Raw genomic sequence first — 26,661 nt, 5'->3', positions numbered from 1 at the left:
AACCTGTAGGGTCGCGTTTTTTCGCGCTGTTTCGAGATCGATCATGCAGGATGCAACCCTCCCCCGCCCGGCCCTGCTGGGCATTGACCTTGGCACCACCAACAGTTTGATCGCCGTCTGGCTGGACGGTCAGGCCCGATTGATCCCCAACGCCCTCGGTGAGGTACTGACCCCTTCGGTGGTCAGCCTCGATGAAGACGAGACCATTCTGGTCGGCAAAGCCGCACGCGCACGCCTGACGACCCACCCGGAACGAACAGCCGCCGCGTTCAAGCGATTCATGGGCAGCGACCGGCAGATCGAACTCGGCACCAAAACCTTCAGCCCCGAAGAGTTATCGGCACTGGTGCTGGGCTCACTCAAGCAGGACGCCGAAGCCTTTCTCGGCCACCCGGTGGCTGAAGCGGTGATTTCCGTGCCGGCGTATTTCAGTGACGAGCAACGCAAACGCACGCTGTTCGCCGCCGAACTGGCGGGCCTGAAGGTTTCCCGACTGATCAACGAGCCGACCGCCGCTGCAATGGCGTACGGGCTGCACGAGCAGAAATTCGAACGCACGCTGATCTTCGATCTGGGCGGCGGGACGTTCGATGTCACGGTGCTGGAATATGCGTTGCCGCTGATTGAAGTGCATGCGTCCACCGGTGACAACTTTTTGGGTGGGGAGGACTTTACCGCTGCACTGCTGAATGCCTGTCTGAAAAGCTGGCAACTGACCCCGTCGATGATTGATCCGCAAGGCATGGCCAGCCTGGGCGATGCCCTGGAACAACTCAAATGCAAACTCGGCGAAGGACCTCAATCGCTGAACTGGCGCCATGCCGACGAACTGTACGAATGGTCGCTGGATGAAGCCGCTGCCGTGAAGATCTGGGAACCGTTGCTGGCACGATTGCGCGCGCCGATCGAACAGGCCCTGCGCGATGCGCGCCTGAAACCACGGGATCTCGACAGTCTGGTGCTGGTCGGTGGGGCAACGCGGATGCCTGCGGTACAACAGTTGGTCGCCACACTGTTCGGACGCCTGCCCTACCGACATCTTGATCCCGACACCCTCGTTGCACTGGGTGCGGCCACGCAAGCGGCCTGCAAGGCGCGCGATGGTGCGATCGAAGAACTGATTCTGACCGATGTCTGCCCGTATACGCTGGGCATCGCAACCATGCGTGGCAAAGGCATCGACGGCGCCTTTTCACCGATCATCGAACGCAACACCATCATCCCGACGTCACGGGTCGAGCGCTACCACACAACCCATCCCCGGCAGGAGCTGCTGCGCATTGCCGTTTATCAGGGTGAGCGGCCGTGGGTACGTGACAACATCCTCATTGACGCTTTCGATGTCACCTTGACGCCCACCGATAACATTCAGGAGTTGGACGTACGCTTCAGTTACGACATCAACGGTTTACTCGAGGTCGACGTCACGCTGCTCCAGACCGGCGAACGCCACAGCCACAGCATCGACCGCAGTCCCACCGGGCTGAATGAACAAGCACGCAGAGACAGCCATAACCGTCTGTCGACGCTGAAGGTCCATCCACGCGACGCATTGCCCAACCGCACACTGCTGGCCCGTCTGGAGCGGGCATGGATGCAAAGTCTGGGCACGCAGCGCGAACACATTGCCGAGTGGCTGCACAACTTCACCACGGTACTCGGCGGACAGCAGCCGGCCGAGATCGCCAGCCACCGCTCAGAGCTCAACAAGGCGCTGGATCAACTGCGCCTCTAACCGTTAAGTAGCCGCAGAGCAGCCTGCAGACCACCGGACAGCATCTCGCCACCGCCGCTGTCCGGTGGCACCCCGTACCGGTTGGGCAACTTGTCACCGGGAAAGCCGAACAGCAGCAGCGGCAGAAACGGCAAGACCGGCAACAAGGCCATGAATATCAGCAATGTGGGCAGGCCTCGTCCCATATCATGCAAACGGCGCAGAGTGGCACCGAATAACAGCAGAACACCCAGTAACAGGATCAGAATGCCAAAGAATGTGGTACCGCTGATCAATCCTGCCACCGGCGTAATCACCACCCCCCCCAGGACCTGGGCGATAAAAGCCTTGCGCCCCAGCCGCGACCCCAGGCGCCAGATCGCCCCTGCTGGCACCGGCTGAATATCACTTTTGGCCAACATCAAACGCTCCGACCAGGACAGCAAGGCACACAGCGCCAGGCGCAAGCCGATACTGTTCTTCACGTCATCCTTGCCCTGCTGCAATTGGCGCAGCACTCGCGTTTTCGGCACTCCGGCAGCGCCATAGCGAACCATGGCCTTGAGCGAATCGAGGGCTTCGTATGCCAACAGTTTGTCGACCTCAAAATCCGTCAACACCTTGCGCGGCGGCCACACCGGCTCGCCCTTGATCAAGCCGTCACGAAACCCTTCGAACCAGTCATCCTCGCAACTGACTGCCGCGATGGACTGCAGCAAGGCACGATGCTGCTCGGCGCTCAGGCTCGGGTCGTGATAGAGCACGCCCCAGAACATCAACAGCCCCAACAGATCGTCGCCACACGCAGCGCGGTCGCTCTCGATGCAGGTGTAAAGCAGGGTATTGGCAGGCAATCGGGCGCTGTCGAGTGCCTGCTGCACGCTGAACAATTGCTGCACCAACAAGCCGTGCACCGGATCATTGCCTTGCAGCCAGCCCAGTAAACCGTCGCAATTGCCTTGCTCGCGTTGCAACCGCCGCAACAGTGGCTGCAGTCGACTCAAAGGATGAGCCGGACTGAACGGCAGACGCTCCAGGCACTGCCCATCGATCATTGGCAGCCAGCGCTCCGGCTGATCCAGCAACGCCAGCAAAAACACGGTTTGAGCGTGCCACTCCCAGGCAGCCTCGCCCAGCCCCACCGGCGGCAACCCTATCCCGCGACGGCTCAACTGAAGGAGCAGATCGAGCTCGGACAAGTCACAGTCGTCTTTGACGGCGCCCAATTTGAACGCTTCTGCGATGCGCTCCAGGGCGGTGTCACTGTAGGGCCGCAAGCGACGCAGCCACAGACGACAGACCTTGTGCAGCTCGCCTGTTGTCAGTGCCTGCGGCAATTGCTGCGATATTGAATCCGCTTCGCTGAATACGCTCATAGCCTGCGCAATCGGCGCATTCTCCAACCAGCGCAGATGTTGTCCGGCCTGAACTTTGAACCCGCTCAACACCAGGCATTCAAGCGCATCGACCGGGAGCGGCTGATCCAGAATCCGCTGCAGCAAGACCGCATCACCGCGATGCAGCGCCCAGGCATGCCGGTACAGTTGCAGCAGCCTGCTGTCGGCATTCTCACCCAGCAGTTGGGCAAGCAACGGGAGTTCATCGCCTGTCATGCGCCAATCGACAAAACTTTGCGCCAGGCTATCGAGCTTCAACCGTCCAACACCCAACCAACGGTTCAGCGTCTCGGGGCGTTGTGACGGACTGCCGTATACCTGCGCGTCATCCCCGAGATCCGCAGGCCACTCGGAGAAATCGCCCAGACAATCGAACGCCTGAATCAGCAGAGGCAGAAAAGTCGGTTGCCGCTTGGCGCACAATTCCAGCAGACGACTTTCGGCCATAGGATGGCGGAACTCGTTCCACAGTCGGATCCAGCAAGGCAATGCCTGATCGTCCCGCCCCAGCAGACTGCTCTGACACGCCAACAGGTAAAGCCAGTCCACGTCATCAGGTGCCTCCAGCTGCTTTTCGACGCAGCACTGCAAAAATGTCGATGCACCGATGCCCGCCTGAGTGAACTGCACCAGCAAACGCTTGATGAACGCAGCATCATCCGGCAACGGCAGACAGGTGTGCTGACCGGCGAAGTCGGCAAACTCATGGAGTGGACGCTTGGCGAAAATGAAGTCAAGGCTGCGTGCGTACCAGAGTGTTTCGGTCTGCGCAGCCTCTGACCAAGCGCTCATCAGATCGGTATCGAACGGGTCAGGCGTTTCAATTCGTTGCAGAAAGGCTTCAACCCGCTGTGCGTCTTCGAATTCCAGATCCAGCAACTGCTGATCCCAGGCCATTCGCCTGGCCAACAAATTCGCGCAGCGGTAAGACAGCGGACCGGCGTCGGCCAGCCGGTGGTAGAGCCCCCAACTGAGTTCATCAAGCTGTTCCAGCGACAGCTCATCAAGCGCCCGGACAAATGCCTGCCATGCCCCGACATTGAACCGCCGCGCGGGATCGTCAAGTAATTCGCAGAAATCCACGAACGCCTGCGGGACCTCGACAACCTCCTGCCCTGACTCTTCAGTTTCTTCCTCGGGCGCATCTTCCTCGCCTTCCCGCGCCAGACGCAACGCGTTTTCGTAGGCCATACGCAGCGCCTGAAAACCTTCCGGATCGGTTTCCGGATGATGCGACGGCAAACGTGCGCGGTAGGCATCACGAATCCGGGTTTCGTCGGAGGTGGGCTCGATGCCCAGGCGAATCCAGCAACTCATGACCAGTCGAACTCCTTGAGCGATGCCGGACGGGGTAACGAATCAATTTCCATGTGCCAGGGCAGGTCGGCGAGAAAGTGCGGGATGTTCTGGGCGAGGCCGCGGGTGATCCGCAGGTTATGAGCACTGTCCCCCTGCCGCTCCAACTCCCAGGCTAACTCGTCGTCGCTTGTGTTCAGGCAGCACCAAAAGCTGCGACCCACAACAAAGCCATTGAAGTAGGACATCCAGTTACCGTAGTGAAACTGCGCCCTGACGGCCAAACGACTGTGCAACCAGTTGCTTTCGGCCAGATCAATCCACTGATTGCGCACTGCGCAACGCAAGAGAAACCCCATCCGCCCGTAATCCCAGGACAAGATCCCTCCTGGACCACAACCGCCAAAAGTGCGACTGGCAAACTCATGCAGAACACGCTCGCGAGGGCTCAGCTCTTCGAGCAGGCGTTGCCATTCATTCGGCAGACAACGTTGCCACGCCGAATAGGCGCCACTCAGGTGCTTGGCATGTCCGTCGTCCGTCATCCATTGAAGCATGTCGAACAATTGTCGCCGGTCATCGATTCCCCAGCTGCCTTTCAGATCGATATAGCGGTCGTCGCAGAAGGCAGGGTCGTCATACCCGGCGCCGGTATTGAGCGCTGCCATTGGCGCAGAAAGGGCGCACAGCCAGCGCTGTTGAATATCGTCCATGAAAAAAGGCTCCAGGCCGACCGCTAAGGATGGGGTCGGCTAAACTGCGGCGGATTGTAGAGAAACCGCCGCTGGCGGCAAAGTCGAACAGCCATTTTCCTGCGCCCACAAAAAAGGCCCCGACGTATCGGGGCCTTCATTCAGCGGCTTATCGCCCGTTCAGACGATTTGTTTCTGCAAGTGACTCAATGTTGCAGAGCCGGCTGCGCTCCGTTGATCGGGATGCGCTTGGCTTTCGCCTCTTCCGGGATCACGCGCAACAGGTCGATGCTCAACAGACCGTTGCTCAGGCCGGCGGCCTTGATCTCGATGTGATCGGCCAGACGGAAGGACAACTTGAATGCACGCTGGGCAATGCCCTGGTGCAGGAACGTGACGCCTTCGTTGGCATCACGCTTGCCGCCACTGATGGTCAGCACGCCTTTCTCGACTTGCAGTTCCAGGTCTTCTTCCTGGAAACCGGCCGCCGCCACGACGATGCGGTATTGATCGTCACCGTGTTTTTCCACGTTGTAAGGCGGATAGGTGCTGCCTGGCTCGTTGCGCAGAGCGGTTTCGAACAGGTCGTTGAAACGGTCGAAACCCACCGAAGAACGGAACAGTGGAGCGAGGGAAAATGCAGTACTCATGATTCAAATCTCCTGAAAACAATCAGCAAGTTTTTTTGTCTCCGCGACCCGAATTCGGCATCGCGTAACCCTTAGATAGGGACCTGCGTTTTGTTTTCAAGAGATCGTTTGAAGATTTTTTTCAGGCGGCTTCGGCGACCGGCAAACCCAGCAAACGCGAGACCTGATCCGGCTCGGTCTCCCGGCGCAGCACGGTGAAAAGCTCAACGGCTTCGGGATAATTGCGGGTCAACATGGCCAACCACTGCTTCAAACGGCCCGGCGATTGGCGCGCGGTCATTTGTGCTTTGGCTTGCAGCCAGAAGTCCTGGATCAGCGGCATCAGTTCGGTCCAGGTCATCTCGACGACTTCCTCGCCGGCACGGGCAGCGGCGATCTGTTTGGCCAGATCCGGACGCGATACAAGACCGCGACCGAGCATGATGTCTTCTACGCCGCTGATTTCCCGGCAGCGGCGCCAGTCTTCGACGCTCCAGATGTCACCGTTGGCAAACACCGGCACCTTGACCACGTCCTGCACGCGCGGAATCCACTCCCAATGCGCCGGCGGCTTGTAGCCGTCGACCTTGGTCCGGGCGTGAACCACGATGTGCTCGGCGCCGCCCTCGGCCAGCGCCGTGGCGCAGACCAGCGAGCCGTCCGGGCTGTCGAAACCCAGGCGCATCTTGGCGGTAACCGGAATGTGTGCAGGAACGGCGCGACGCACGTGCTCGACGATCCGGTTGAGCAGTTCCGGCTCCTTGAGCAGCACCGCACCGCCACGGGATTTGTTGACCGTTTTTGCCGGACAACCGAAGTTCAGGTCGATCACTTCAGAACCGAGCTCGCAGGCCAGCGCCGCGTTTTCTGCCAGGCACACCGGATCGGAACCCAGCAATTGCACGCGCAGCGGCACGCCGGAAGCGGTGCGCGCACCGTTGAGCAGTTCAGGGCCGAACTTGTGGAAATAGGCCGGGGTCAGCAACTGATCGTTGACCCGAATGAACTCGGTCACGCACCAGTCAATACCGCCGACACGGGTCAGGACATCGCGCAGGATGTCGTCGACCAACCCTTCCATCGGCGCCAGAGCAATTTGCATGGGAAACACACACTCAAGGAAAAACGTGCGGCAGTTTACTGGGTTTCGCGGGCGAAACCCATGTCCGCCGTCTGTATGGCCGGGCCGTAGCCCTCGATGAACTCGGCGGGCATGCGCCTGGGTTTGCCGGTGGACAGCTCGATGCAGACGAAGGTGGTCTGGGCGCGCAGCAGCGTGGCGTTGTCGCTGGGGCGAATCAGCTGGAAGTGACGAGTCATTTTCAGGCGCTGATCCCAATCGACGATCCAGGTCGCCAGTTGCAGCTCGTCGCCTTCGTAGGCGGCGGCCAGGTAATCGATTTCGTGGCGCACAACGGCCATCGCCCGATCCAGACGCCGGTACTCGACCAGATCCAGACCCAGACGCTGTGAGTGGCGCCAGGCGCAGCGCTCGAGCCAGGTCACGTAGACCGCGTTGTTGGCGTGGCCCAGCCCGTCGATGTCCTCGGCGCCCACTTGCAGATCAATGGTAAACGGCGTTGCCCGATCCCAGCCCATGCCCTACTCCCGGTCAAATGATTCAACCGGGGCAGTGTAACGGATGACTAGGCCGATTGCCGCGCCTGAAGGCTGCGCCCGGCCAGCAGTGATAACACGCCATCAATCACCCGAGGGTCGGCCAGTACGCGTTGATGGCCGCCGGCTTCCAGACGCAGCAAGCGACTGTCGAACCAGGATTCGTGGATCAGTTGGGATTCCTTGACCGAGACGAAAGTGTCGTCTTCGGCATGCACGATCAGGCCCGGTATATCCAGTTGATAGTGGGCGACATCGAGGGTGGCGGCGCGCATGCCGACGTCCTGTTCAACCTCGCGAATGAACGCGGAACGAGCTCTGGGTGGCATGCCGACGTAGCGGGCAAATCCGCGCAAAACACCAAGAATTCGCGCCGGAGCGGCAATGCTCACCAAGGTCTCGGTACGCAACCCCAGTTGCACAGCGAGCATGGCGCTGGCGCCGCCCATGGAGTGGCCGATGACCGCTTGCAGCGGTGGTAATTCGGCAGCGGCCTCAAGCATCGCACGAGCGAACAGCACGACATTGGCTTCACGCCCCGGTGAGCGGCCGTGGGCCGGACCATCAAGCGCGACTACGGTGTAGCCCGCTTCGACCAGCGCAGTGATCAATGCAGCAAACTGGGTGGGCCGCCCTTCCCAACCGTGCATCAGCAAGACAGTCGGGCCTTGCCCCCAACGCAGGGCCGAGAGACCGAAACGCAAGGTAATGCGCTCGGATTTGGCCAGCAGCGGCAGTTCCCAGTCCCGCGGTGCATTCGCGCGCGGCGTCATGAACGCCAGCCGCATTTTGCTCGCCACCAGTTTCGGTGCGAACCAGCCCAAGGTGCCATTAACGCCGCGAACCCACTTCAACGTGCTCATCGCTCTCTCCTCGGGCTTGTAGCCTTCAGGTCAACGCACCGCCGACTTGGCAGCGCGCAGCAATCGATCGGATAAATCACCTGGGCCCAACGCCCTTGAGAGCGCCAGACCACCTACCATCAAGGCCACGTCGGCCAACGCTTTATCGATGTCTTCAGGGCTTGAAGCCAACTGCGCAATCATCAGTTCCAGGTGCTCGTTCAGCGCTATGCGGAATTCTTCCGGCAGCCGCCCAAGCTCGCCGATCGAGGCCGGAATCGGGCAGGCCGAATCGCTGGAATCGCGATGCTTGCGCGACAGGTAGAACGCCGCCACCAAGGCGCGGCGCTCTTCACCGGTCAGCTCGCTGTCCATGTCGGCAATCAGGTCGCGACGGCGACCGAGCAATTGCTTGAACGCCTCAAGCATCATTGCGTCCTTGCTTTCGAAGTGGGCGTAGAAGCCACCGACGGTCAGGCCGGCTGCACCCATCACTTCGCCCACGCTCGGTTCAGCCGGGCCGCGCTGGATCAGTGCAGCGCTGGCGGCCTTGAGAATGCGTTCGCGGGTTTGAGCTTTCTTGTCGTTCATCGTCGCCTCCGAATATTACGATAGCAATATTATTCTCATAATAATATTCCGCAAGTCACAAGCGTGACCGCTGGTCTGAAGCACAGTGTTAAGGAAAAAGAGGATTTGGCCAAACGCCAGACAAACAAAAGGGCCATTCAATAATTGAATGACCCTTATAAAATCCCGCAGAGCGGGTAATCGTGGCGTCCCCTAGGGGACTCGAACCCCTGTTACCGCCGTGAAAGGGCGGTGTCCTAGGCCACTAGACGAAGGGGACACAAACCTTCTATACAACTGATCAGCGCTGAGTACTGATCGATTCAAGGCCGGTGTGGCCAGACCTTGAACTGTAAATTGGTGGAGCTAAGCGGGATCGAACCGCTGACCTCCTGCATGCCATGCAGGCGCTCTCCCAGCTGAGCTATAGCCCCGGATTTTTCGCCTCTCGGCGGAGCGACATCTTGCAACATCGCTTCTGTAAAACTGGCGTCCCCTAGGGGACTCGAACCCCTGTTACCGCCGTGAAAGGGCGGTGTCCTAGGCCACTAGACGAAGGGGACGCAAACCCTTCTATACAACTGATCAACGCTGAGTGTTGATCGCTTCGAAGCCGGTGTGGCCAGGCTTCGAAGTGTAAATTGGTGGAGCTAGACGGGATCGAACCGTCGACCTCTTGCATGCCATGCAAGCGCTCTCCCAGCTGAGCTATAGCCCCTCATCGTTGATGTCATCGCTGAGGACGGGGCGAATCTTAAGGGCGTATCGAAAGGCTGTCAAACTTATTTTTGAAAAAAATCAAAATTTTTTGTCGGCATTACAATCACTTACCGCCCTCCCCCCGTAAATTCGGGGGAAAACACCGAAGGACAGGATCAAAAGATCCTGGCCTTCGGCGCGTCCTGCAGAGTCAAACGCAATCAGGCGATGGCGCCCAACAGCTTTTCCCACTCTTTGTTTTCTTTCTTCGACACGCCGCCCAGCAGGTCAATCGCCTGGCGCAGACGGAAACGGGTCAGGTCCGGCCCGAGGATTTCCATCGCATCGAGCACCGACACCGAACTCGCCTGCCCGGTGATCGCGGCAAACATCAGCGGCATTGCATCACGCAGCTTCAGCTCGAGGGATTCGACCACCGCCTGAATCGTCGCGGTGATGCTGTCTTTCTCCCACTGACGCAGGCTTTCCAGCTTCCACAGGATCAACTGCATCAGTTGACGAACCTGATCGCCCGAAAGCTTTTTCGATTCGAACAGCTTGGCATCCGGATTCACGCCACCGGCGAAGAAGAACCCGGCCAGCGGTGCAACCTGGCTGAAGGTTTCGACACGGCCCTGAACGTGCGGCGCGATCTTCATCATGTATTCGGAATTGAACGCCCACTTCTGCACGCGAGCGGCGAACTCTTCCACCGGCAGATCACGCAGCCACTGGCCGTTGAGCCACGACAGTTTCTCGATGTCGAAGATCGGACCGCCCAGCGACACACGCTTGAGGTCAAAGTTGTCGACCATTTCCTGCAGCGAGAACTTCTCGCGCTCGTCCGGCATCGACCAGCCCATGCGGCCCAAGTAGTTGAGCATCGCCTCAGGCATGAAGCCCATACGCTCGTAGAACGTCACCGAAGTCGGGTTCTTGCGTTTGGACAGCTTGCTCTTGTCCGGGTTACGCAGCAGCGGCATGTAGCACAGCTCCGGTTGTTCCCAGCCGAAGTACTCGTAGAGCAGGATCAGTTTAGGCGCCGACGGCAGCCATTCTTCACCGCGCAGCACGTGGGTGATACCCATCAGGTGATCGTCAACCACGTTGGCCAGGAAGTACGTCGGCAGACCGTCGGTCTTCATCAGCACTTGCATGTCCATGCGATCCCACGGGATCTCGACGTCGCCACGCAGCATGTCCGGAACCACGCAGACGCCTTCGCTCGGCACCTTCATGCGGATCACGTGCGGCTCGCCGGCAGCCAGGCGACGGGCGACTTCTTCCTTGGACAGCAGCAGCGCACGGCCGTCGTAACGCGGGGTTTCGCCGCGTGCCATTTGCTCGGCGCGCATCTGGTCCAGCTCTTCGGCGGTGCAGAAGCACGGGAAGGCGTGGCCCATGTCGACCAGTTGCTGGCAATACTTCTGGTAGATATCGCCGCGCTCGCTCTGACGGTACGGGCCGTGCGGGCCGCCAACGTCAGGGCCTTCGCTCCAGTCGATGCCCAGCCAGCGCAGGGCGTCGAAGATCTGCTGTTCGGACTCGCGGGTCGAACGCAACTGATCGGTGTCTTCGATCCGCAGGATGAACTCACCGCCGTGCTGCTTGGCAAAGCAGTAGTTGAACAGTGCGATGTAAGCGGTACCTACGTGGGGATCCCCGGTAGGCGATGGCGCGATGCGAGTGCGGACGGTGGTCATGGCATGTCTCGAAAAGAATGAAAAGCAAAGAACGATCAAGCGGCGAATGGTAACAGGCGACACCCGCCCCGCTCCAGCGGGCAGGGCATTTAAGCCAAGGTTGCGTCTTGAACGCCCGTTGGCCGTGGTGAATGGCCGAATATCAACAGACGGCATTTACCGTTCATCGGCTGTATGCCAGATTCGCCTGCTGATAACTTTCCTTACAATTCCTCGACTACAGTTTGCCCATGCCTGCCCAACTCAAGCGTCGACTGTTCATTTTCCTGCTGCTCGTCCTGCTGATAGCCGGGGGCTTTTTTGCTCATTGGTTTTTCAAGGGACGCTTTTATGAAAGCACCGACAACGCCTATGTCCAGGGTGAAATCACCCGCGTGTCGAGCCAATTGAGCGCACGCATCGACGAAGTCCTGGTGCAGGACAACCAGCACGTGGAAAAAGGCCAGTTGCTGATCCGCCTCGAAGGCGATGACTTCCGTCTGGCCGTCGATCGCGCCAACGCCGCCCTCGCCACCCGCGAGGCCGAACGCCTGCAGGCTCAGAGCAAATTGACTCAGCAATCGAGCCTGATCGCCGCCAGCGAAGCGCAGGTCGCCACTACCCAGGCGACGCTCGGCCGCTCGCAGATGGATCTGTCGCGGGCAGAAACCCTGCGCAAACCCGGCTACGTCTCCGAGGAACGGGTAACTACCCTCTCCGCCGACGCCCACATCGCTCGCTCGCAAGTGGCCAAGGCCCAGGCCGATGCCCAAAGCCAGCGCCAGCAGGTCAACGCACTGACCGCCGAAATCAAACGCCTCGACGCGCAGATCGCCAACGCCCGCGCCGACCTCGCCCAGGCCGAACTGAACCTGACCCGCAGCGAAATCCACGCGCCGATCAGCGGCCTGATCGGCCAGCGTGCCGCGCGCAATGGTCAGGTGGTACAGGCCGGCGCGTATCTTTTGTCGATCGTTCCGGACGAGGACATCTGGGTGCAGGCCAACTTCAAGGAAACCCAGATCGGCCACATGCAGCCGGGTCAGAAGGCCGAACTGCTCTTCGACGCCTATGGTGATACGCCGATAGAAGCCCGGGTCGACAGCCTGTTCGCCGCCTCTGGCGCGCAGTTCAGCCTGTTGCCGCCGGACAACGCCACCGGCAACTTCACCAAGGTCGTGCAGCGGATTCCGGTCAAGCTGACCTTCAAGGCCGATAACCCGCTGCACGGCAAGATCCGTCCGGGCATGTCCGTCACCGCCACCGTGAACATCAAAGACGCCCCTGACAATGGCCGGTGATTCACTGATCCGCCCGGTCGGCGAACCGACCCGGCGGGACTGGATCGCGGTGATGAGCGTGATGCTCGGCGCCTTCATGGCGGTGCTCGACATCCAGATCACCAACTCCTCGCTCAAGGACATTCAGGGCGCCCTGTCGGCGACGCTGGAAGAAGGCTCGTGGATCTCGACGTCTTATCTGGTGGCGGAAATCATCATGATTCCGCTGACCGCCTGGCTGGTGCAGTTGTTGTCGGCCCGTCGGCTGGCGGTGTGGGTGTCGCTGGGATTTCTGATTTCGTCGCTGTTGTGCTCGATGGCCTGGAGCCTGGAGAGCATGATCGTGTTTCGCGCCATGCAGGGTTTCACCGGCGGCGCGCTGATCCCGCTGGCGTTCACCCTGACCCTGATCAAACTCCCCGAACATCACCGCGCCAAAGGCATGGCGATGTTTGCCATGACCGCCACCTTCGCCCCGTCCATCGGCCCGACCCTCGGCGGCTGGCTCACGGAAAACTGGGGCTGGGAGTACATCTTCTATATCAACATCCCGCCGGGGCTGATCATGATCGCCGGGCTGATGTACGGGCTGGAGAAGAAAGAAGCGCATTGGGAGCTGCTGAAAAGCACCGATTACACCGGCATTCTCACGCTGGGCGTCGGCCTCGGTTGCTTGCAGGTTTTTCTCGAGGAAGGCCATCGCAAGGACTGGCTGGAATCGAGCCTGATCGTGACGCTGGGCAGCATCGCCCTGCTGAGTTTGATCACCTTTGTGATCGTGCAGATTTCCAAGCCCAATCCGCTGATCAACCTCGGCATTCTGCGCAATCGCAATTTTGGGCTTTCGAGTATTTCCAGCCTCGGCATGGGCGTCGGGCTGTACGGTTCGATCTATCTGCTGCCGCTGTATCTGGCGCAGATCCAGAATTACAACGCCTTGCAGATCGGCGAAGTGATCATGTGGATGGGCGTGCCGCAGCTGTTTCTGATTCCACTGGTGCCGAAGCTGATGAAGTTCGTCTCGCCGAAATGGCTGTGCACGATCGGTTTCGGCCTGTTCGGGCTGGCGAGTTTTTCCTCCGGCGTGCTCAACCCGGATTTCGCCGGGCCGCAGTTCAACCAGATCCAGATTATCCGCGCCTTGGGCCAGCCGCTGATCATGGTGACTATTTCACTGATCGCCACGGCGTACATCCTGCCGCAGGACGCGGGCTCGGCGTCGAGCCTGTTCAACATTTTGCGCAACCTCGGCGGCGCCATCGGCATCGCCCTGCTCGCAACGCTGCTGGACGCGCGCACCAAGACCTACTTCGATTACCTGCGCGAAGCGGTGGTGCCGACCAATCCGCAGGTGGCCGAACGCCTGGCGTCGATGACCGATCGGTTCGGCAGTGACACGGCGGCGTTGGGCAAGCTGAGCGAGATCGTGCATCAGCAGGCGCTGATCATGGCCTACAACGATGCGTTTCATTTTGTCGGGATTGCGCTGGGGATCAGCATGCTGGCGATTTTGCTGACCAAGAAACTGCCCGCCGGACTGAAGGCCGGCGAGGCGCATTAACCTTGAGCGGACGCAGAGCGTCCAGGGCTGCATTCCCACGCAGAGCGTGGGAACGATCAGTCAGACAGCCAACAGCCGCTCACGCAGCTTGGCAATTTCGTCGCGCATCTGCGCTGCCGCTTCGAATTCCAGGTCGCGGGCCAGTTGGTACATCTTCTCTTCCAGTTGGCGAATGCGTTTGGTGATCTCGCTCGGCGAGCGCAATTCGGCTTCGTACTTGGCGTTCTCTTCGGCGGCCTTGGCCATGCCCTTGCGCTTCTTGCTGCGCGAACCGGGCACGGTGGCGCCTTCCATGATGTCGGCGACGTCCTTGAACACGCCCTTCGGCGTGATGCCGTTGGCCAGGTTGAAGGCGATCTGCTTGTCGCGACGACGCTCGGTTTCACCAATAGCCCTCTCCATCGAACCAGTAATGCGGTCCGCGTAGAGAATCGCCCGGCCATTGAGGTTCCGCGCCGCGCGGCCGATGGTCTGGATCAGCGAACGCTCGGAACGCAGGAAACCCTCCTTGTCCGCGTCGAGAATCGCCACCAGCGATACTTCGGGCATGTCCAGACCTTCACGCAGCAGGTTGATCCCCACCAGCACATCAAAAGTACCCAGACGCAGGTCGCGGATGATTTCGACCCGCTCGACGGTGTCGATGTCCGAGTGCAGATAACGCACGCGCACGCCGTGATCGGCCAGGTAATCGGTCAAGTCTTCAGCCATGCGTTTGGTCAGCGTGGTGACCAGCACTCGCTCCTCCACCGCAACACGTTTGGTGATTTCCGACAATAGATCGTCGACCTGAGTCAGCGCCGGGCGTACTTCAACCTGCGGGTCGACCAGACCGGTGGGGCGCACCACTTGCTCGATCACCCGACCTGCGTGTTCGGCTTCGTAGTTGCCGGGCGTGGCCGAGACGAAAATCGTCTGTGGGCTCACCGCTTCCCACTCGTCGAAGCGCATCGGCCGGTTGTCCAGCGCCGACGGCAGGCGGAAGCCATACTCCACGAGAGTTTCCTTACGCGAACGGTCGCCCTTATACATCGCGCCGACTTGCGGCACGCTGACGTGGGATTCGTCGATCACCAGCAAGGCGTCGGCCGGCAGGTAATCGTAGAGCGTTGGCGGCGCAGCGCCGGCCGGACGACCCGACAGATAGCGCGAGTAGTTTTCGATGCCGTTGCAGTAGCCGAGCTCGAGGATCATCTCCAGGTCGAACCGGGTGCGCTGCTCAAGACGCTGGGCTTCCACCAATTTGTTGTTGTTGCGCAGATACTCGAGGCGCTCCTGCAACTCGACCTTGATCCCTTCGATGGCGTCGAGCAGGGTTTCCCGCGGCGTCACGTAGTGGCTCTTCGGATAGAAGGTGAAGCGCGGCAGCTTGCGGATGACTTCACCGGTCAGCGGGTCGAACGCGGAAATGCTTTCCACCTCGTCATCGAACAACTCGATGCGGATCGCTTCCAGGTCGGATTCCGCCGGGTAGATGTCGATCACATCGCCGCGCACCCGGAAGGTCGCACGGGCGAAATCCATGTCATTGCGGGTGTATTGCAGGTCGGCCAGGCGCCGCACCAGCGCACGCTGGTCGAGCTTGTCGCCGCGATCGACATGCAAGACCATTTTCAAATAGGTTTCCGGGCTGCCCAGACCGTAGATGCACGACACCGTGGTGACGATGATCGCGTCCTTGCGCTCGAGCAATGCCTTGGTCGCTGACAGACGCATCTGCTCGATGTGGTCGTTGATCGACGCATCCTTCTCGATGAAGGTGTCGGACGACGGCACATAGGCTTCGGGCTGGTAGTAGTCGTAGTAGGAAACGAAGTACTCGACAGCGTTGTTCGGGAAGAACGACTTGAACTCGCCGTACAACTGCGCGGCCAGGGTCTTGTTCGGCGCCAGAACCAGGGTCGGACGCTGCACCTGGGCGATCACGTTGGCGATGCTGAAGGTCTTGCCCGACCCGGTCACCCCGAGCAGCGTCTGGTGCGACAGCCCGGCTTCGATGCCTTCGACCATCAGGCGAATGGCTTCAGGCTGATCGCCGGCAGGGTCGAAACGGGTGACGAGCTGGAATTCAGACATAAACACCTCTGGAATCGCGATGCGGCGGGCAACCGCAGTACCACGAGAAAGACCGCAAACGACCGATGTCGCGCAAGGAAAAACGAAGATTGTGCTGAATGTGGAGCCGATTGCCTCGCCTTTCAAGGCAAACGTCCTACATCCGGTAAAGTCTCTGACAGGTTCATTCGACTAACGGTCGAGAAATAATCGGAAAAACTTACCTTAAAAGCCGATTCGCCTGTCGCCATTGATCGATGATGGCCTCTATACTAGCTCCCCGTTTGTGCACCGCTCTAGTGCATTCGGCTGGAGCGCCACACGTCCCTCCACTCTCCAATAGAGCTGCCGTAAAAATGAGCCTGTTCTCCGCTGTCGAAATGGCACCCCGCGATCCAATCCTGGGCCTCAACGAAGCATTCAACGCCGATACCCGGACCAATAAGGTCAACCTTGGGGTGGGTGTGTACTGCAACGAAGAGGGGCGAATTCCACTCCTGCGCGCCGTCATCGAAGCCGAAACCATTCGCGCCGCTCAGCACGCCTCGCGCGGCTACCTGCCAATCGACGGCATCGCGGCCTACGACCAGGCCGTGCAAAAGCTGCTGTTCGGCAATGATTCGCCACTGCTTGCAGCTGGCCGCGTTGTCACCACTCAGGCCGTCGGCGGGACCGGCGCACTGAAAATCGGTGCCGACTTCCTCAAGCAATTGCTGCCGAATGCCGTTGTAGCGATCAGCGACCCGAGCTGGGAAAACCACCGCGCCCTGTTCGAAACCGCCGGTTTCCCGGTGCAGAACTACCGCTACTACGACGCCGCCACCCACGACGTGAACCGTGCCGGCCTGCTGGAAGACCTCAACGCCCTGCCGAACGGCTCGATCATCGTGCTGCACGCCTGCTGCCACAACCCGACCGGCGTCGACCTGAGCCCGGCGGACTGGAACAACGTGCTGGAAGCGGTCAAGACCAAAGGTCACGTGCCGTTCCTCGATATGGCTTACCAGGGTTTCGGTGACGGCATCGCCGAAGACGCCGCTGCCGTGCGTCTGTTTGCTGAATCCGGCCTGACCTTCTTCGTCTCGAGCTCGTTCTCCAAGTCGTTCTCGCTGTATGGCGAGCGTGTCGGTGCACTGTCGATCATCAGCGAATCGAAAGAAGAAAGCGCCCGCGTCCTGTCGCAAGTCAAACGCGTGATCCGCACCAACTACTCCAACCCGCCGACCCACGGCGCAAGCATCGTTGCCGCTGTGCTGAACAGCCCGGAACTGCGCGCTCAGTGGGAAGCCGAACTGGCTGAAATGCGCCTGCGCATTCGCGGCATGCGCGAGCAGATGGTTGCTCTGCTGGCGAAGAAAGCCCCGCAGCGTGACTTCAGCTTCGTCGGTCGTCAGCGCGGCATGTTCTCCTACTCCGGCCTGACCACCGAACAGGTTCACCGCCTGCGCAATGAGTTCGGCATCTACGCCCTGGACACCGGCCGCATCTGCGTCGCCGCGCTGAACCAGAGCAACATCGAAGCCGTGACGGACGCCATCGTTCAGGTCATCTGACCCGACGCGGCACTAAAAACGGGAAGCTTTCGGGCTTCCCGTTTTTTATTTGTCTAAAGAAAAACCGATACACCCTCTAGACTGCACCCAAACGATATTTCAGAGAACCGATATGAAAAACGACGACCTGCGCGCCGACCGCGACGATCTGGATGACTTCATCCCCCGCGCCCCGGCCAAACGCGGCAACAACCTGGTGCTGCAAGTCGCGGCCGGGGTGTTTCTCGGCGGGCTGGCGCTGTGGCTGGTGCAACTGGGCGCAACGATGCTGTACGCCAAACTGATGCTCGGCACCTTCACGTTCGGCGGTTAAGCCAGTTCCGCTGCACGCTGAGTCGCCGCATCGTCATAAACGACGTAGAGCGATTCGGCGATCTGGCTCTTGATGGCCTTGGTGCTTTCCAGACCGAGGACAAAACCTTCGGCCTTGCCGCCTGCACGGTTCAGCTCTTCAGCCGTGGCGGCCTGAGTGATCGCGTCGAAAAGCTTTTCGGCGTGTGTACCGACGCCTTTGGGCAGGCTGATTTGTGCGGTGCTCATGCGAACACCTCGACAGGACGATGAGTGAGGATGGGGCTATTCATGGCGCGTACCTTTTCGGCGAATGGCCGGCAGCGCGTGTGACCACTTCCGGGCGGCCATGGTAGACCTCTGCTACGGTTCTGGTAACCGCCAATCGCCGATAAACCGCCGCCCGTCCTGACCTTTCCAGAAAATTTACATCTCGCGCTTGACTAGTCTTTTTAAATCAGTAACATACGCACCAATTCCGCAATAGCTCAGTTGGTAGAGCAAGTGACTGTTAATCACTGGGTCCCTGGTTCGAGTCCAGGTTGTGGAGCCAAATACAGAGCCCCTGAATCGAGAGATTCAGGGGCTTTTTTGTGGGCATTGAAAAAGTCAGCGCCATAAAAAGGGCCGATCAGTTTCGCAACTGATCGGCCCTTTTCATTCAACTACAACGCTCAGACGTGCTCGCTGCTCTTGGCATGTACCTTCGGCACGCCGTGACCGTGATCCGCATCCGGATCGATCACCGGCACTTCATTGCCGTCGCAGTCATGCAGTTTGCCGTCGCTGAAGTAGTCGCCTTCACGCAACGCTGCCAGATCGCGATAACGCAGGGTCCGCTCTTCTGCCGCCGCAAACACCGACTGCTGATCCGAGTTACCCGCCGTGAAGTGGTTGAATGCCAGGTTCAGCAGGATCGCCATGATTGCCGACGAGCTGATGCCCGAATGGAAAATGGTCGCGAACCAGCTCGGGAAGTGATCATAGAAGTTCGGTGCGGCAATCGGGATCATGCCGAAGCCGATCGAGGTGGCGACGATGATCAGGTTGACGTTGTTGCGATAATCGACCTTGGACAGCGTGCGGATACCGCTCGCCGCCACGGTGCCGAACAGCACGATACCGGCACCACCGAGTACCGAGGTCGGCACCGCTGCGATGACCCGGCCCATGAACGGCAGCAGGCCGAGGATCACCAGGAAGATACCGCCGGTCGCCACCACATAGCGGCTCTTGATCCCGGTCACCGCCACCAGCCCGACGTTCTGGGCGAAGGCGCTTTGGGTGAACGAGCCGAAGATCGGTGCAAACATGCTCGACAGCATGTCCGCCCGCAGGCCGTTGCCCAGGCGTTTGGAGTCGACCTTGGTGCCGATGATTTCACCGACCGCCAGAATGTCCGCCGAGGTTTCCACCAGGGTCACCATGACCACGATGCACATCGACAGGATCGCGGCGAAGTGGAAGGTCGGCATGCCGAAATGGAACGGCGTCGGGAAGCCGAACATCGGGCCCTGGGTGACGTTGGAGAAATCCGCCATGCCGAGGAACACCGCCAGCACCGTGCCGATCACCATGGCCAACAGGATCGACAGACGCGAGATGGTGGAACTGCCGACCTTGCTCAGCAGCAACACCAGCACCAGCGTGACCGCCGCCAGACCGATGTTCTGCATGCTGCCGAAGTCAGGCGCGTGGCTGTTACCGCCCATGGCCCAGCGTGCGGCCACCGGCATCAGCGTCAGGCCGATGGTAGTGATCACGATGCCGGTAACAAGCGGAGGAAAGAACTTGGTGATTCGCGAAAAAACCGGCGTGATCAGCAAGCCGATCAGCGACGCCGCAATCACCGCGCCAAGCACCGACTGGAAGCCGCCCTCCCCGCCACTGCTGACAATCGCCACCATGGTGGCAACGCCGGAGAACGACACGCCCTGCACCAGCGGCAACTGACAGCCGAAAAACGGTAAACCCAGGGTTTGCAGCAACGTGGCCAGCCCCCCCGCAAACAATGAAGCAGCAATCAACAGACCGATGTCCGCCGGCGAAAGCCCGGCGGCCTGACCGATGATCAGTGGCACCGCGACGATACCGCCATACATGGTCAGAACGTGTTGCAGGCCGTAAGCCATATTCGCGCCGACCCCGAGATTCTCGTCCTCGGGCCGTTGGTGTGAAACATGGGGCGTTTTCATGGTGGGGGAGTTCCCTGGTTTTTGTTATGCGCACACTGTATGCAAGAGTCAGGACAAATGTCCATAGACTTGTATACAACTTATCAGTCACATAATGGTTAGCTAGCCACCCAACCTTCTAACCCGCTGCTTTCATCCCACAAATTCGGCAACACATCCCCAATCGAGTCCACGCTTTATCCGTCCAAGCTGAAGTGTTCATGGCGACCGACGGCGCGGTCGCGTTCTTTTTATACATATAAATTATGCATAATGAAGTCATTCAAGATTCAGTTCGATAAAAGCAAGAATACTGCCAACGCATTCGAGCCCAGCGAGCGATGGCAACTTTGTGCAGAGGTGATCAATGAAAGATGAATACAATTTCAGCGACGGTAAACGCGGCGCCATTGCTCCCACCAAGGGTAAAACGCGCATCACCATCATGCTCGATGACGCGGTGATCGAAGCCGCGCGCGAGGTCGCTGAAAGCGAGGGGTTTGGCTATCAGACGGTCATTAACAACACCCTGCGCCACGCATTGCTTAACAGCCGTGGGGCGGCTGTTGAACTCGAAGATTCAAGCGGGCCATTCAAGCAAGGCATCACCGCCACCGACCTCAAGAGCCTTGAGAAAAAACTGTCGGCGGCCGTGAACGAGATCCGGCGGGTACTGGAACCGGACGTCAAACCGTAGCGTTCAAACTGGCTGAATCAAGCGCGCCAGAGCCTCTCGTGCACCGGGCTGGTGCGGCAAGTGCAGGCCGAACTCCCGTTCCAGCAATTCGATCAGTTCATCGACATCCGTCACTTCACGCCGCTCGCTCTCGGCGCCCATGCGATGGATCGCGAAACTGCCGTTGTTCAGTGTGCGCCGCCAGCCGTCGCCGGTACGCGCAACCATCAGGCGCTGGGCAAATGGCGAGTCCGGGTGGGTCGAGACGTACCAGTTGCCGAGGGTGTAATCGATGTCTTCCTGGCGTTGCAGGTCGAACAGATACATCGGCCGCCATTCGCCAGCAACCTTGGCCCGCAGCATGTAGCCATCCGCCTGCACTTCGATGCGATACGGTTCGTGCGGCGTGGATTGCTCGGCGTCGGTATCGAGCACCAGCGGCGCGGTCGGCACCATGCCGCCGAAGCCGACGTCGGTGATGTAGCGCACGTCGTCAATGGTCACCAGGCTCAGGCGGTGGGTGCGCGCCGTCCAGCTGCCCTCGGGCTGATTCATGACCACTCGCCCGCTGATCCCCCGCGCATCGAACCCCAGCTCCAACAGCAACGCCAGAAACAGATTGTTCAGCTCGTAGCAGTAACCGCCCCGGGCGTCATTCAAAACTTTTCGCTCGATGGACGGCAGATCGATCAGGACGGGCTCGCCACTCAGCGTCGACAGGTTTTCGAATGGAAAGGCGCCGGTATGGCGCAGTTGCAACAGGCGCAGGGTTTCGAGGGTCGGTGCCGGGGGCGCATCGAATCCCAGGCGTTGCAGGTACTGTTTCAGATTCGTCAGGCGTGGCTCGCTCATGGCTGGGTCCTTCTGCATGGGGGCGCGGATCGTTCCGCCGATGGTCGCCATGTATACGGGATCCGGGCATCGAATCGACAATTGAATTAACCAATCACCTGCTAGCGCCTTTTACGCGAATCGATGCGAATCCACGTCGGCGCGTGGTCGCTGGCATGCGGTTCGTTGCGCACCCAGGCATCCACACCGGCCTCGTGCAGATAAGGGCTCAGCTTTGGATTGAGCAGCAGATGGTCGATCCGCAGCCCGGAGTTCTTCTGCCAGTGCTGACGGAAATAATCCCAGAAGGTATACAGCCGATCTTCGGGATACAGATGCCGCAAAGAGTCCGTCCAACCCTGATCCAGCAGGCGCTGATAGCACTCGCGGCTCTCCGGTTGCAACAACGCATCCTTGAGCCACGAACGGGTGTTGTAGATATCCAGATCGGTAGGCACCACGTTGTAATCGCCGGCCAGTACCACCGGATGATCGCTGCTTTGCAAATCCCGGGCGTATTTGATCAGGCGTTCGAACCAGGCCAGTTTGTAGTCGAACTTCGGCCCCGGTTGCGGGTTGCCATTGGGCAGGTACAGGCACCCCACCAGCACTCCATGCACCGCCGCTTCGAGGTAGCGGCTGTGTTTATCGTCGGGATCGCCGGGCAGGCCGCGCCGGCTCTCCAGCGGTTGCGTATCGCGGGCAAGAATCGCCACGCCGTTCCATGACGCCTGGCCGTGCCAGATAGCGCCGTAACCGGCGGCCTCCAGATCAGCGGCAGGAAACGCGCTGTCCACCAGTTTCAGCTCCTGCAAGCAGACGATGTCCGGCTGCTCGCGCCTGAGCCATTCCAGCAGATTCGGCAGTCGAGCCCGCAAGCCGTTGACGTTGAACGTGGCAATGCGCATTTTTTTCATCGTCCGGATTCCTGCCATTGACCGATAAAAACTGTGACATCCACCCACCGCGACGGTTGCGTCTGATCCATCCAGTACGGCGTAATAAGCCCTCGCCCGATCCGCCGAGAATCCCCATATGCAAACCACGCTGCAAGGTCAGGGCATCATCCTGCGCCCGCTTCAATACACCGACGCCGATGCCCTGCTCCACGCGGCTGCCGACGGGGAACTGTGGAACCTCACGGTCACCGTGGTGCCGTCGGCCACCACCGTCGACGCTTACCTGAAAAAGGCCCTCGACGGCCGTGAGGCTGGGACGGTCATGCCGTTTGTCATCGTGCTGAAGGAAACCGGCGAAGTGATCGGCTCGACCCGCTTCTGGAAGATCGACCCGCTCAACCGCAAGCTGGAGATCGGCAGCAGCTGGATCTCGGCACGCTTTCAGAAGACCTTCGTCAACACCGAAGCCAAGTACCTGATGCTGCGCCACGTCTTCGAGGTGCTCGATTGCGTGCGAGTACAATTCACCACCGACGAAAACAACCAGAAGTCGCGCAATGCGATCCTGCGGCTCGGCGCGCAGCAGGAAGGCATCGTCCGCCACGAACGCATCATGCCAGACGGCCGCAAGCGCAACTCGGTGCGCTTCAGCATCATCGATGACGAATGGCCGCAAGTGCGCCTGAACCTGGAACGCAAACTGGCGGACTACGGACTGCGCTGACGGTCAGACGCGATTGCGCAGCCATTGCAGGAAGCCTTTCTTCGGCGCCGCTACCGGCGTTTCTTCGGTCAGGGATTGCGCCTTGTGCAGACGGAAATCGAGCAACGCCTGCATCGCGTCGTTGATGTCGTGACGGGCGTCCAGGCACGGCTTGAGATAAGACTTCTCGATGCGGTACAGCGCGCAGAAGGTCTTGGCGGAGAAGTCGGCCGGCAATGATGTATCGGACAGAATCCCCGCCTCGCCGATCACTTCGCCCGGGCCCATCCGCCCAGACTCGAACGGTGTGCCGTGGCGTTTGAGCGTCACCGAGACCACGCCGGATTCGATGATGAACAGGTGATCGCTGACCTCGCCGCCCGCAAGAATCACCTCGCCGGCACGGAAAGTCTGCAGGGTCATGTTCTGGCTGAAGGTTTCTTTCTCCTCCTGACGCAGGGTGGAGAAAATCGGCGAGCTGTCGAGCAACGCCCGTGGCCTTGAGAGATTGCTCGGCACGCCGGGCTCATCGCTCGACAGCAGATTGACCCCGGACGCTTGCAGGTGTCGGTACGCCAGGTCGAACAGCTGATTGCGCACCACACGTTTTTCGCTCATCGAGGCGACAAACCCGCTGATTTCATATTCGGTGCCGGCACTGCTGGAGTTCTTCAGCGCAACGCTCGGCGCGGGGCTCTCCAGCAATTGGCGGCAACCCTGCATCGCCCGCTCCAGGGCATCAATCACCGAGCTGGGCCGAGCATGGGGACTGACCTGCACGCTGACGGCAACCCCGAACATATTGCTCGGCCGGCTGAAGTTGATGATCTTGGCCTTGGCCGCCAGCGAGTTGGGAATCACCGCCATGCTGCCCTGACTGGTTTGCAGCCGCGTGGCGCGCCAGTCGATGTCGGTGACCCGGCCTTCGGTGCCGTCGATGGAGATCCAGTCATCCAGTTGATAAGGCTTGGTGGTGTTGAGCACGATCCCGGAAAACACGTCGCTCAAAGTGCTCTGCAACGCCAGACCGACGATGATCGCCAACGCCCCGGACGTCGCCAGCACGCCTTTGACCGGCAGGTCCAGCACGTAGGCAAGCGCCGCGATGATTGCGATCAGGAAAATCACCGCACCGAGCAGATCCTGCAACAACCGCCCGGTGTGCCCGACCCGCTGCATCATCACCGCGCCGATCAACACCGTCAGGGTGCGCGCGCCGAACAGCCACCAGCCGATCTGCAGCCCGGTCGCCGCCAGGTGCAACGGCACGTTGTCGGCCCACGGCGCAGGCTCCATCGGATTGAGCCCTTCGTTGAACAGCAAAATGCTGAACAGGGCAAAAATCAGTACCCGCACCAACAGTTTCCACGAACTGCCGTGGGAGCTGATCAGACGCCACAGACCGAGATCGATCAGGATCAGGATCAAGGCGCAAAACAACGGATGATCGGTGAGCAGAGACAGCATCAAACAACTCCGGCAGGGGCCAGTCGCGAGAAGATCGCACAGATTGGGCTCAGTGTAGGAGTAATTGATTTGGCGGGATGAGCGCCACCGAACGCGCTCGAAAAAAACCGGCAGGCGCACGTGGCACCTGCCGGGATTTTCAGCCGTGCATCTGGCCGAAACGGCCGGACTGGAAGTCGGCGAAAGCCTGATGGATTTCCTGCTCGGTGTTCATCACGAACGGGCCGTGGCCGACGATCGGCTCGTCGATCGGCTCGCCGCTGAGCAGCAGCACTACCGCGTCCTGGCTGGCTTCGACGGTGATGCGATCGCCATCACGCTCGAACAGCGCCAACTGCCCTTCGCGCATCGTCTCCACACCGTTGATCTGTACCGAACCCTTTAACACCACCAGTGCGGTGTTGCGGCCTTCGTGCAGATCGAGCGAGAGCAACTTGCCGGTGCTCAGCCGCAGATCCCACACATCGATAGGCGTGAACGTGCGGGATGGCCCCTTGTGACCGTCGAACTCACCGGCGATCAGACGCAGGCTGCCGGCGCCGTCCTTGAGCGCGATATTCGGAATCTCACTGTCCAGAATGGTCTGGTAACCGGGCGCGGCCATTTTGTCCTTGGCCGGCAGATTCACCCACAGCTGCACCATTTCCAGGTTGCCGCCGGTTCGAGCGAAGTTTTCCGAATGGAATTCCTCATGCAGGATTCCGGAAGCCGCCGTCATCCATTGCACATCGCCCGGGCCGATGGTGCCGCCGCTGCCGGTGGAATCGCGGTGCTGCACTTCGCCTTCGTAAACGATGGTCACGGTTTCGAAGCCGCGGTGCGGATGCTGGCCCACGCCACGGCGTTCGGTGGTCGGGGTAAATTGCGCCGGGCCGGCGTGGTCCAGCAGCAGGAACGGGCTGATGTGCTTGCCCAGGTTGTCGTAGGAAAACAGGGTGCGCACCGGAAACCCATCGCCGACCCAGTGGCCGCGAGGGCTGGTGTAGATACCGATCAGGTTTTTCATGGTGGACTCCGTCATCAGGTTGATCATGGAGCGATCATAAATTCGCCACGTATTTAGTACTAGTCAGCCAAAACCGTCCTCATCGTTCTATTGGTGGAACGATACCGATTGCGGTGATTCGTGACTTTCAGTCAACAGTACTTTGCCCCGACAGCGGTTTTTCCCAGGGAATCAGACGCGGATACTCCTGCCCATTCCCACTGCAACCCTGGAGTCCTGCATGTCTGTTCCCGCTTTCGGTCTTGGTACGTTTCGCCTGCAAGGTCAGGTGGTCATCGATTCGGTGAGCACTGCCCTTGAGCTCGGTTACCGGGTCATCGACACCGCTCAGATCTACGAAAACGAAGCCGACGTTGGCGAGGCCATCGCTGCCAGCGGCATCGCCCGCCAAGAGCTGTTCATCACCAGCAAGATCTGGATCGCCAACTTCGCCAAGGATCGCTTGATCGAAAGCCTCAAGGAGAGCCTGCAAAAGCTGCAGACCGATTACCTCGACCTGACGCTGATCCACTGGCCGTCGCCGGAAGATCAGGTGCCGGTCGAAGAATTCATGGGCGCGCTGCTGGAAGCCAAACGCCTGGGCCTGACCCGGCAGATCGGCGTGTCCAACTTCACCATCGACCTGATGAAACAGGCGATTGCTGCGGTCGGCGCGGAAAATATCGCTACCAATCAGATCGAATTGCACCCGTACCTGCAAAACCGCAAGGTCGTGGAATTCGCCCAGAGTCAGGGCATCCAGATCACGTCGTACATGACCCTGGCCTATGGCGAAGTGTTGAAGGATCCGCTGATCGTGCAGATCGCCGAGCGTCTGCAAGCCACCCCGGCGCAGGTCACCCTGGCGTGGGCGATGCAATCGGGTTACGCGGTGATTCCGTCGTCGACCAAGCGCGCCAACCTGCAAGGCAACCTCGGCGCCACGGCGCTGATCCTGAGCGACGCCGACATGGCGCGGATCGCCACACTGGATCGCGGCCATCGCCTGACCAGCCCCAATGGCATCGCGCCGCAGTGGGATTGACCG

Annotated in this window: 23 protein-coding genes and 5 tRNA genes; 9 read left to right on the top strand and 19 right to left on the bottom strand. The window is 60.1% G+C overall.

Going from position 1 to position 26,661, the window contains the following annotated elements:
• Positions 1-43 precede the first annotated feature (43 nt).
• Positions 44-1,735, top strand: a complete 1,692-nt coding sequence (locus tag ABFB52_RS10800; protein ID WP_129974181.1) for a molecular chaperone HscC — start codon at positions 44-46, stop codon at positions 1,733-1,735.
• Here the strand turns inward: ABFB52_RS10800 and ABFB52_RS10795 are convergent.
• From ABFB52_RS10795 to gltX, 12 genes are all read right to left on the bottom strand, one after another.
• Complete coding sequence (locus ABFB52_RS10795; RefSeq protein ID WP_129974180.1) at positions 1,732-4,428, bottom strand: J domain-containing protein; 2,697 nt, start codon at positions 4,426-4,428, stop codon at positions 1,732-1,734. The two genes, ABFB52_RS10800 and ABFB52_RS10795, sit on opposite strands and share 4 nt — an antisense overlap.
• Complete coding sequence (locus ABFB52_RS10790) at positions 4,425-5,120, bottom strand: DUF1266 domain-containing protein (RefSeq protein WP_085747838.1); 696 nt, start codon at positions 5,118-5,120, stop codon at positions 4,425-4,427. The genes ABFB52_RS10795 and ABFB52_RS10790 overlap by 4 nt, the downstream gene beginning before the upstream one ends.
• A 185-nt stretch (positions 5,121-5,305) precedes the next feature.
• On the bottom strand, positions 5,306-5,749 hold the full coding sequence (locus ABFB52_RS10785; protein ID WP_011333344.1) for an Hsp20 family protein: 444 nt from the start codon (positions 5,747-5,749) through the stop codon (positions 5,306-5,308).
• A 121-nt stretch (positions 5,750-5,870) separates the two neighbouring features.
• On the bottom strand, positions 5,871-6,830 hold the full coding sequence (locus ABFB52_RS10780; RefSeq protein ID WP_129974179.1) for a tRNA-dihydrouridine synthase: 960 nt from the start codon (positions 6,828-6,830) through the stop codon (positions 5,871-5,873).
• A 35-nt stretch (positions 6,831-6,865) separates the two neighbouring features.
• Entirely contained in the window at positions 6,866-7,327 is a 462-nt protein-coding gene (locus ABFB52_RS10775; protein ID WP_102687001.1) for a thioesterase family protein, read from the bottom strand.
• A 47-nt stretch (positions 7,328-7,374) separates the two neighbouring features.
• The gene (locus tag ABFB52_RS10770; protein ID WP_102687000.1) at positions 7,375-8,208 is read right to left on the bottom strand and encodes an alpha/beta fold hydrolase; all 834 of its coding nucleotides are present in this window, start codon (positions 8,206-8,208) and stop codon (positions 7,375-7,377) included.
• 30 nt (positions 8,209-8,238) lie between these two features.
• On the bottom strand, positions 8,239-8,778 hold the full coding sequence (locus ABFB52_RS10765) for a TetR/AcrR family transcriptional regulator (protein WP_007956432.1): 540 nt from the start codon (positions 8,776-8,778) through the stop codon (positions 8,239-8,241).
• Positions 8,779-8,961: 183 nt separating this feature from the next.
• Positions 8,962-9,037, bottom strand: a tRNA-Glu gene (locus tag ABFB52_RS10760).
• A gap of 78 nt (positions 9,038-9,115) precedes the next feature.
• Positions 9,116-9,191 (bottom strand) — tRNA-Ala (locus ABFB52_RS10755).
• Positions 9,192-9,244: 53 nt separating this feature from the next.
• Positions 9,245-9,320, bottom strand: a tRNA-Glu gene (locus tag ABFB52_RS10750).
• Between the two features lie 79 nt (positions 9,321-9,399).
• Positions 9,400-9,475, bottom strand: a tRNA-Ala gene (locus ABFB52_RS10745).
• A gap of 202 nt (positions 9,476-9,677) precedes the next feature.
• Entirely contained in the window at positions 9,678-11,159 is a 1,482-nt protein-coding gene (gene gltX / locus ABFB52_RS10740; RefSeq protein ID WP_007956429.1) for a glutamate--tRNA ligase, read from the bottom strand.
• A 230-nt stretch (positions 11,160-11,389) separates the two neighbouring features.
• Between gltX and ABFB52_RS10735 the strand changes: the two genes are divergently transcribed.
• The gene (locus ABFB52_RS10735) at positions 11,390-12,439 is read left to right on the top strand and encodes an HlyD family secretion protein (protein WP_129973131.1); all 1,050 of its coding nucleotides are present in this window, start codon (positions 11,390-11,392) and stop codon (positions 12,437-12,439) included.
• Between the two features lie 49 nt (positions 12,440-12,488).
• On the top strand, positions 12,489-13,979 hold the full coding sequence (locus tag ABFB52_RS10730; protein WP_178082624.1) for an MDR family MFS transporter: 1,491 nt from the start codon (positions 12,489-12,491) through the stop codon (positions 13,977-13,979).
• A 60-nt stretch (positions 13,980-14,039) separates the two neighbouring features.
• Here the strand turns inward: ABFB52_RS10730 and uvrB are convergent, their stop codons facing one another.
• Positions 14,040-16,055, bottom strand: a complete 2,016-nt coding sequence (gene uvrB / locus ABFB52_RS10725) for an excinuclease ABC subunit UvrB (protein WP_129973129.1) — start codon at positions 16,053-16,055, stop codon at positions 14,040-14,042.
• Positions 16,056-16,390: 335 nt separating this feature from the next.
• Here uvrB and ABFB52_RS10720 point away from each other — a divergent pair, with 335 nt between their 5' ends.
• Together ABFB52_RS10720 and ABFB52_RS10715 are read left to right on the top strand one after the other, a co-directional pair.
• Entirely contained in the window at positions 16,391-17,587 is a 1,197-nt protein-coding gene (locus tag ABFB52_RS10720) for an amino acid aminotransferase (RefSeq protein ID WP_129973128.1), read from the top strand.
• A gap of 112 nt (positions 17,588-17,699) precedes the next feature.
• Positions 17,700-17,900, top strand: a complete 201-nt coding sequence (locus ABFB52_RS10715; protein WP_007956421.1) for a hypothetical protein — start codon at positions 17,700-17,702, stop codon at positions 17,898-17,900.
• Here the strand turns inward: ABFB52_RS10715 and ABFB52_RS10710 are convergent.
• A complete protein-coding gene (locus ABFB52_RS10710) occupies positions 17,897-18,127 on the bottom strand; it encodes a hypothetical protein (RefSeq protein WP_102686996.1) in 231 nt (76 codons plus the stop codon). The two genes, ABFB52_RS10715 and ABFB52_RS10710, sit on opposite strands and share 4 nt — an antisense overlap.
• Before the next feature lie 228 nt (positions 18,128-18,355).
• Here ABFB52_RS10710 and ABFB52_RS10705 point away from each other — a divergent pair.
• A tRNA-Asn gene (locus tag ABFB52_RS10705) sits at positions 18,356-18,431 on the top strand.
• Positions 18,432-18,552: 121 nt separating this feature from the next.
• On the opposite strand, the gene ABFB52_RS10700 is transcribed toward ABFB52_RS10705, so the two are convergent.
• Positions 18,553-20,073 carry a nucleobase:cation symporter-2 family protein gene (locus ABFB52_RS10700; protein ID WP_085747843.1) on the bottom strand — a complete coding sequence of 507 codons (1,521 nt, stop codon included), beginning with the start codon at positions 20,071-20,073 and terminating at the stop codon, positions 18,553-18,555.
• A gap of 346 nt (positions 20,074-20,419) precedes the next feature.
• Between ABFB52_RS10700 and ABFB52_RS10695 the strand changes: the two genes are divergently transcribed.
• Entirely contained in the window at positions 20,420-20,749 is a 330-nt protein-coding gene (locus ABFB52_RS10695; protein ID WP_129973127.1) for a BrnA antitoxin family protein, read from the top strand.
• Between the two features lie 3 nt (positions 20,750-20,752).
• On the opposite strand, the gene ABFB52_RS10690 is transcribed toward ABFB52_RS10695, so the two are convergent.
• Positions 20,753-21,580: an arylamine N-acetyltransferase gene (locus ABFB52_RS10690; RefSeq protein ID WP_085747845.1), complete on the bottom strand. Its 828-nt coding sequence runs from the start codon at positions 21,578-21,580 to the stop codon at positions 20,753-20,755.
• Between the two features lie 101 nt (positions 21,581-21,681).
• A complete protein-coding gene (locus tag ABFB52_RS10685) occupies positions 21,682-22,476 on the bottom strand; it encodes an exodeoxyribonuclease III (protein ID WP_102686992.1) in 795 nt (264 codons plus the stop codon).
• A 118-nt stretch (positions 22,477-22,594) separates the two neighbouring features.
• On the opposite strand from ABFB52_RS10685, the gene ABFB52_RS10680 reads away from it, so the two are divergent.
• Entirely contained in the window at positions 22,595-23,182 is a 588-nt protein-coding gene (locus tag ABFB52_RS10680; protein WP_129973126.1) for a GNAT family protein, read from the top strand.
• 3 nt (positions 23,183-23,185) lie between these two features.
• On the opposite strand, the gene ABFB52_RS10675 is transcribed toward ABFB52_RS10680, so the two are convergent.
• Positions 23,186-24,628: a mechanosensitive ion channel family protein gene (locus tag ABFB52_RS10675; RefSeq protein WP_129973125.1), complete on the bottom strand. Its 1,443-nt coding sequence runs from the start codon at positions 24,626-24,628 to the stop codon at positions 23,186-23,188.
• Positions 24,629-24,767: 139 nt separating this feature from the next.
• Positions 24,768-25,634 carry a pirin family protein gene (locus tag ABFB52_RS10670; RefSeq protein ID WP_129973124.1) on the bottom strand — a complete coding sequence of 289 codons (867 nt, stop codon included), beginning with the start codon at positions 25,632-25,634 and terminating at the stop codon, positions 24,768-24,770.
• Positions 25,635-25,854: 220 nt separating this feature from the next.
• On the opposite strand from ABFB52_RS10670, the gene dkgB reads away from it, so the two are divergent.
• A complete protein-coding gene (dkgB, locus tag ABFB52_RS10665) occupies positions 25,855-26,658 on the top strand; it encodes a 2,5-didehydrogluconate reductase DkgB (RefSeq protein WP_129973123.1) in 804 nt (267 codons plus the stop codon).
• Positions 26,659-26,661 lie beyond the last annotated feature (3 nt).

The organism is Pseudomonas sp. 9.2(2024), from assembly GCF_039695385.1.
GTDB classification, from domain to species: Bacteria; Pseudomonadota; Gammaproteobacteria; order Pseudomonadales; family Pseudomonadaceae; genus Aquipseudomonas; species Aquipseudomonas paraglycinae.
Note: the sequence above shows the minus strand (reverse complement) of the source record. Positions and strands in the feature narration are given on the sequence as shown.

Coding starts and splice junctions, on each gene's coding strand:
- ABFB52_RS10765 (WP_007956432.1), bottom strand. CDS start 8,778: ATGAACGACAAGAAAGCTCAAACCCGCGAACGCATTCTCAAGGCCGCC.
- ABFB52_RS10795 (WP_129974180.1), bottom strand. CDS start 4,428: ATGAGTTGCTGGATTCGCCTGGGCATCGAGCCCACCTCCGACGAAACC.
- gltX (WP_007956429.1), bottom strand. CDS start 11,159: ATGACCACCGTCCGCACTCGCATCGCGCCATCGCCTACCGGGGATCCC.
- ABFB52_RS10690 (WP_085747845.1), bottom strand. CDS start 21,580: ATGAGCGAGCCACGCCTGACGAATCTGAAACAGTACCTGCAACGCCTG.
- ABFB52_RS10790 (WP_085747838.1), bottom strand. CDS start 5,120: ATGGACGATATTCAACAGCGCTGGCTGTGCGCCCTTTCTGCGCCAATG.
- ABFB52_RS10680 (WP_129973126.1), top strand. CDS start 22,595: ATGCAAACCACGCTGCAAGGTCAGGGCATCATCCTGCGCCCGCTTCAA.
- ABFB52_RS10700 (WP_085747843.1), bottom strand. CDS start 20,073: ATGAAAACGCCCCATGTTTCACACCAACGGCCCGAGGACGAGAATCTC.
- ABFB52_RS10720 (WP_129973128.1), top strand. CDS start 16,391: ATGAGCCTGTTCTCCGCTGTCGAAATGGCACCCCGCGATCCAATCCTG.
- ABFB52_RS10710 (WP_102686996.1), bottom strand. CDS start 18,127: ATGAGCACCGCACAAATCAGCCTGCCCAAAGGCGTCGGTACACACGCC.
- ABFB52_RS10685 (WP_102686992.1), bottom strand. CDS start 22,476: ATGAAAAAAATGCGCATTGCCACGTTCAACGTCAACGGCTTGCGGGCT.
- ABFB52_RS10735 (WP_129973131.1), top strand. CDS start 11,390: ATGCCTGCCCAACTCAAGCGTCGACTGTTCATTTTCCTGCTGCTCGTC.
- ABFB52_RS10675 (WP_129973125.1), bottom strand. CDS start 24,628: ATGCTGTCTCTGCTCACCGATCATCCGTTGTTTTGCGCCTTGATCCTG.
- ABFB52_RS10715 (WP_007956421.1), top strand. CDS start 17,700: ATGAAAAACGACGACCTGCGCGCCGACCGCGACGATCTGGATGACTTC.
- ABFB52_RS10695 (WP_129973127.1), top strand. CDS start 20,420: ATGAAAGATGAATACAATTTCAGCGACGGTAAACGCGGCGCCATTGCT.
- ABFB52_RS10770 (WP_102687000.1), bottom strand. CDS start 8,208: ATGAGCACGTTGAAGTGGGTTCGCGGCGTTAATGGCACCTTGGGCTGG.
- ABFB52_RS10785 (WP_011333344.1), bottom strand. CDS start 5,749: ATGAGTACTGCATTTTCCCTCGCTCCACTGTTCCGTTCTTCGGTGGGT.
- dkgB (WP_129973123.1), top strand. CDS start 25,855: ATGTCTGTTCCCGCTTTCGGTCTTGGTACGTTTCGCCTGCAAGGTCAG.
- ABFB52_RS10800 (WP_129974181.1), top strand. CDS start 44: ATGCAGGATGCAACCCTCCCCCGCCCGGCCCTGCTGGGCATTGACCTT.
- ABFB52_RS10780 (WP_129974179.1), bottom strand. CDS start 6,830: ATGCAAATTGCTCTGGCGCCGATGGAAGGGTTGGTCGACGACATCCTG.
- ABFB52_RS10670 (WP_129973124.1), bottom strand. CDS start 25,634: ATGAAAAACCTGATCGGTATCTACACCAGCCCTCGCGGCCACTGGGTC.
- ABFB52_RS10775 (WP_102687001.1), bottom strand. CDS start 7,327: ATGGGCTGGGATCGGGCAACGCCGTTTACCATTGATCTGCAAGTGGGC.
- uvrB (WP_129973129.1), bottom strand. CDS start 16,055: ATGTCTGAATTCCAGCTCGTCACCCGTTTCGACCCTGCCGGCGATCAG.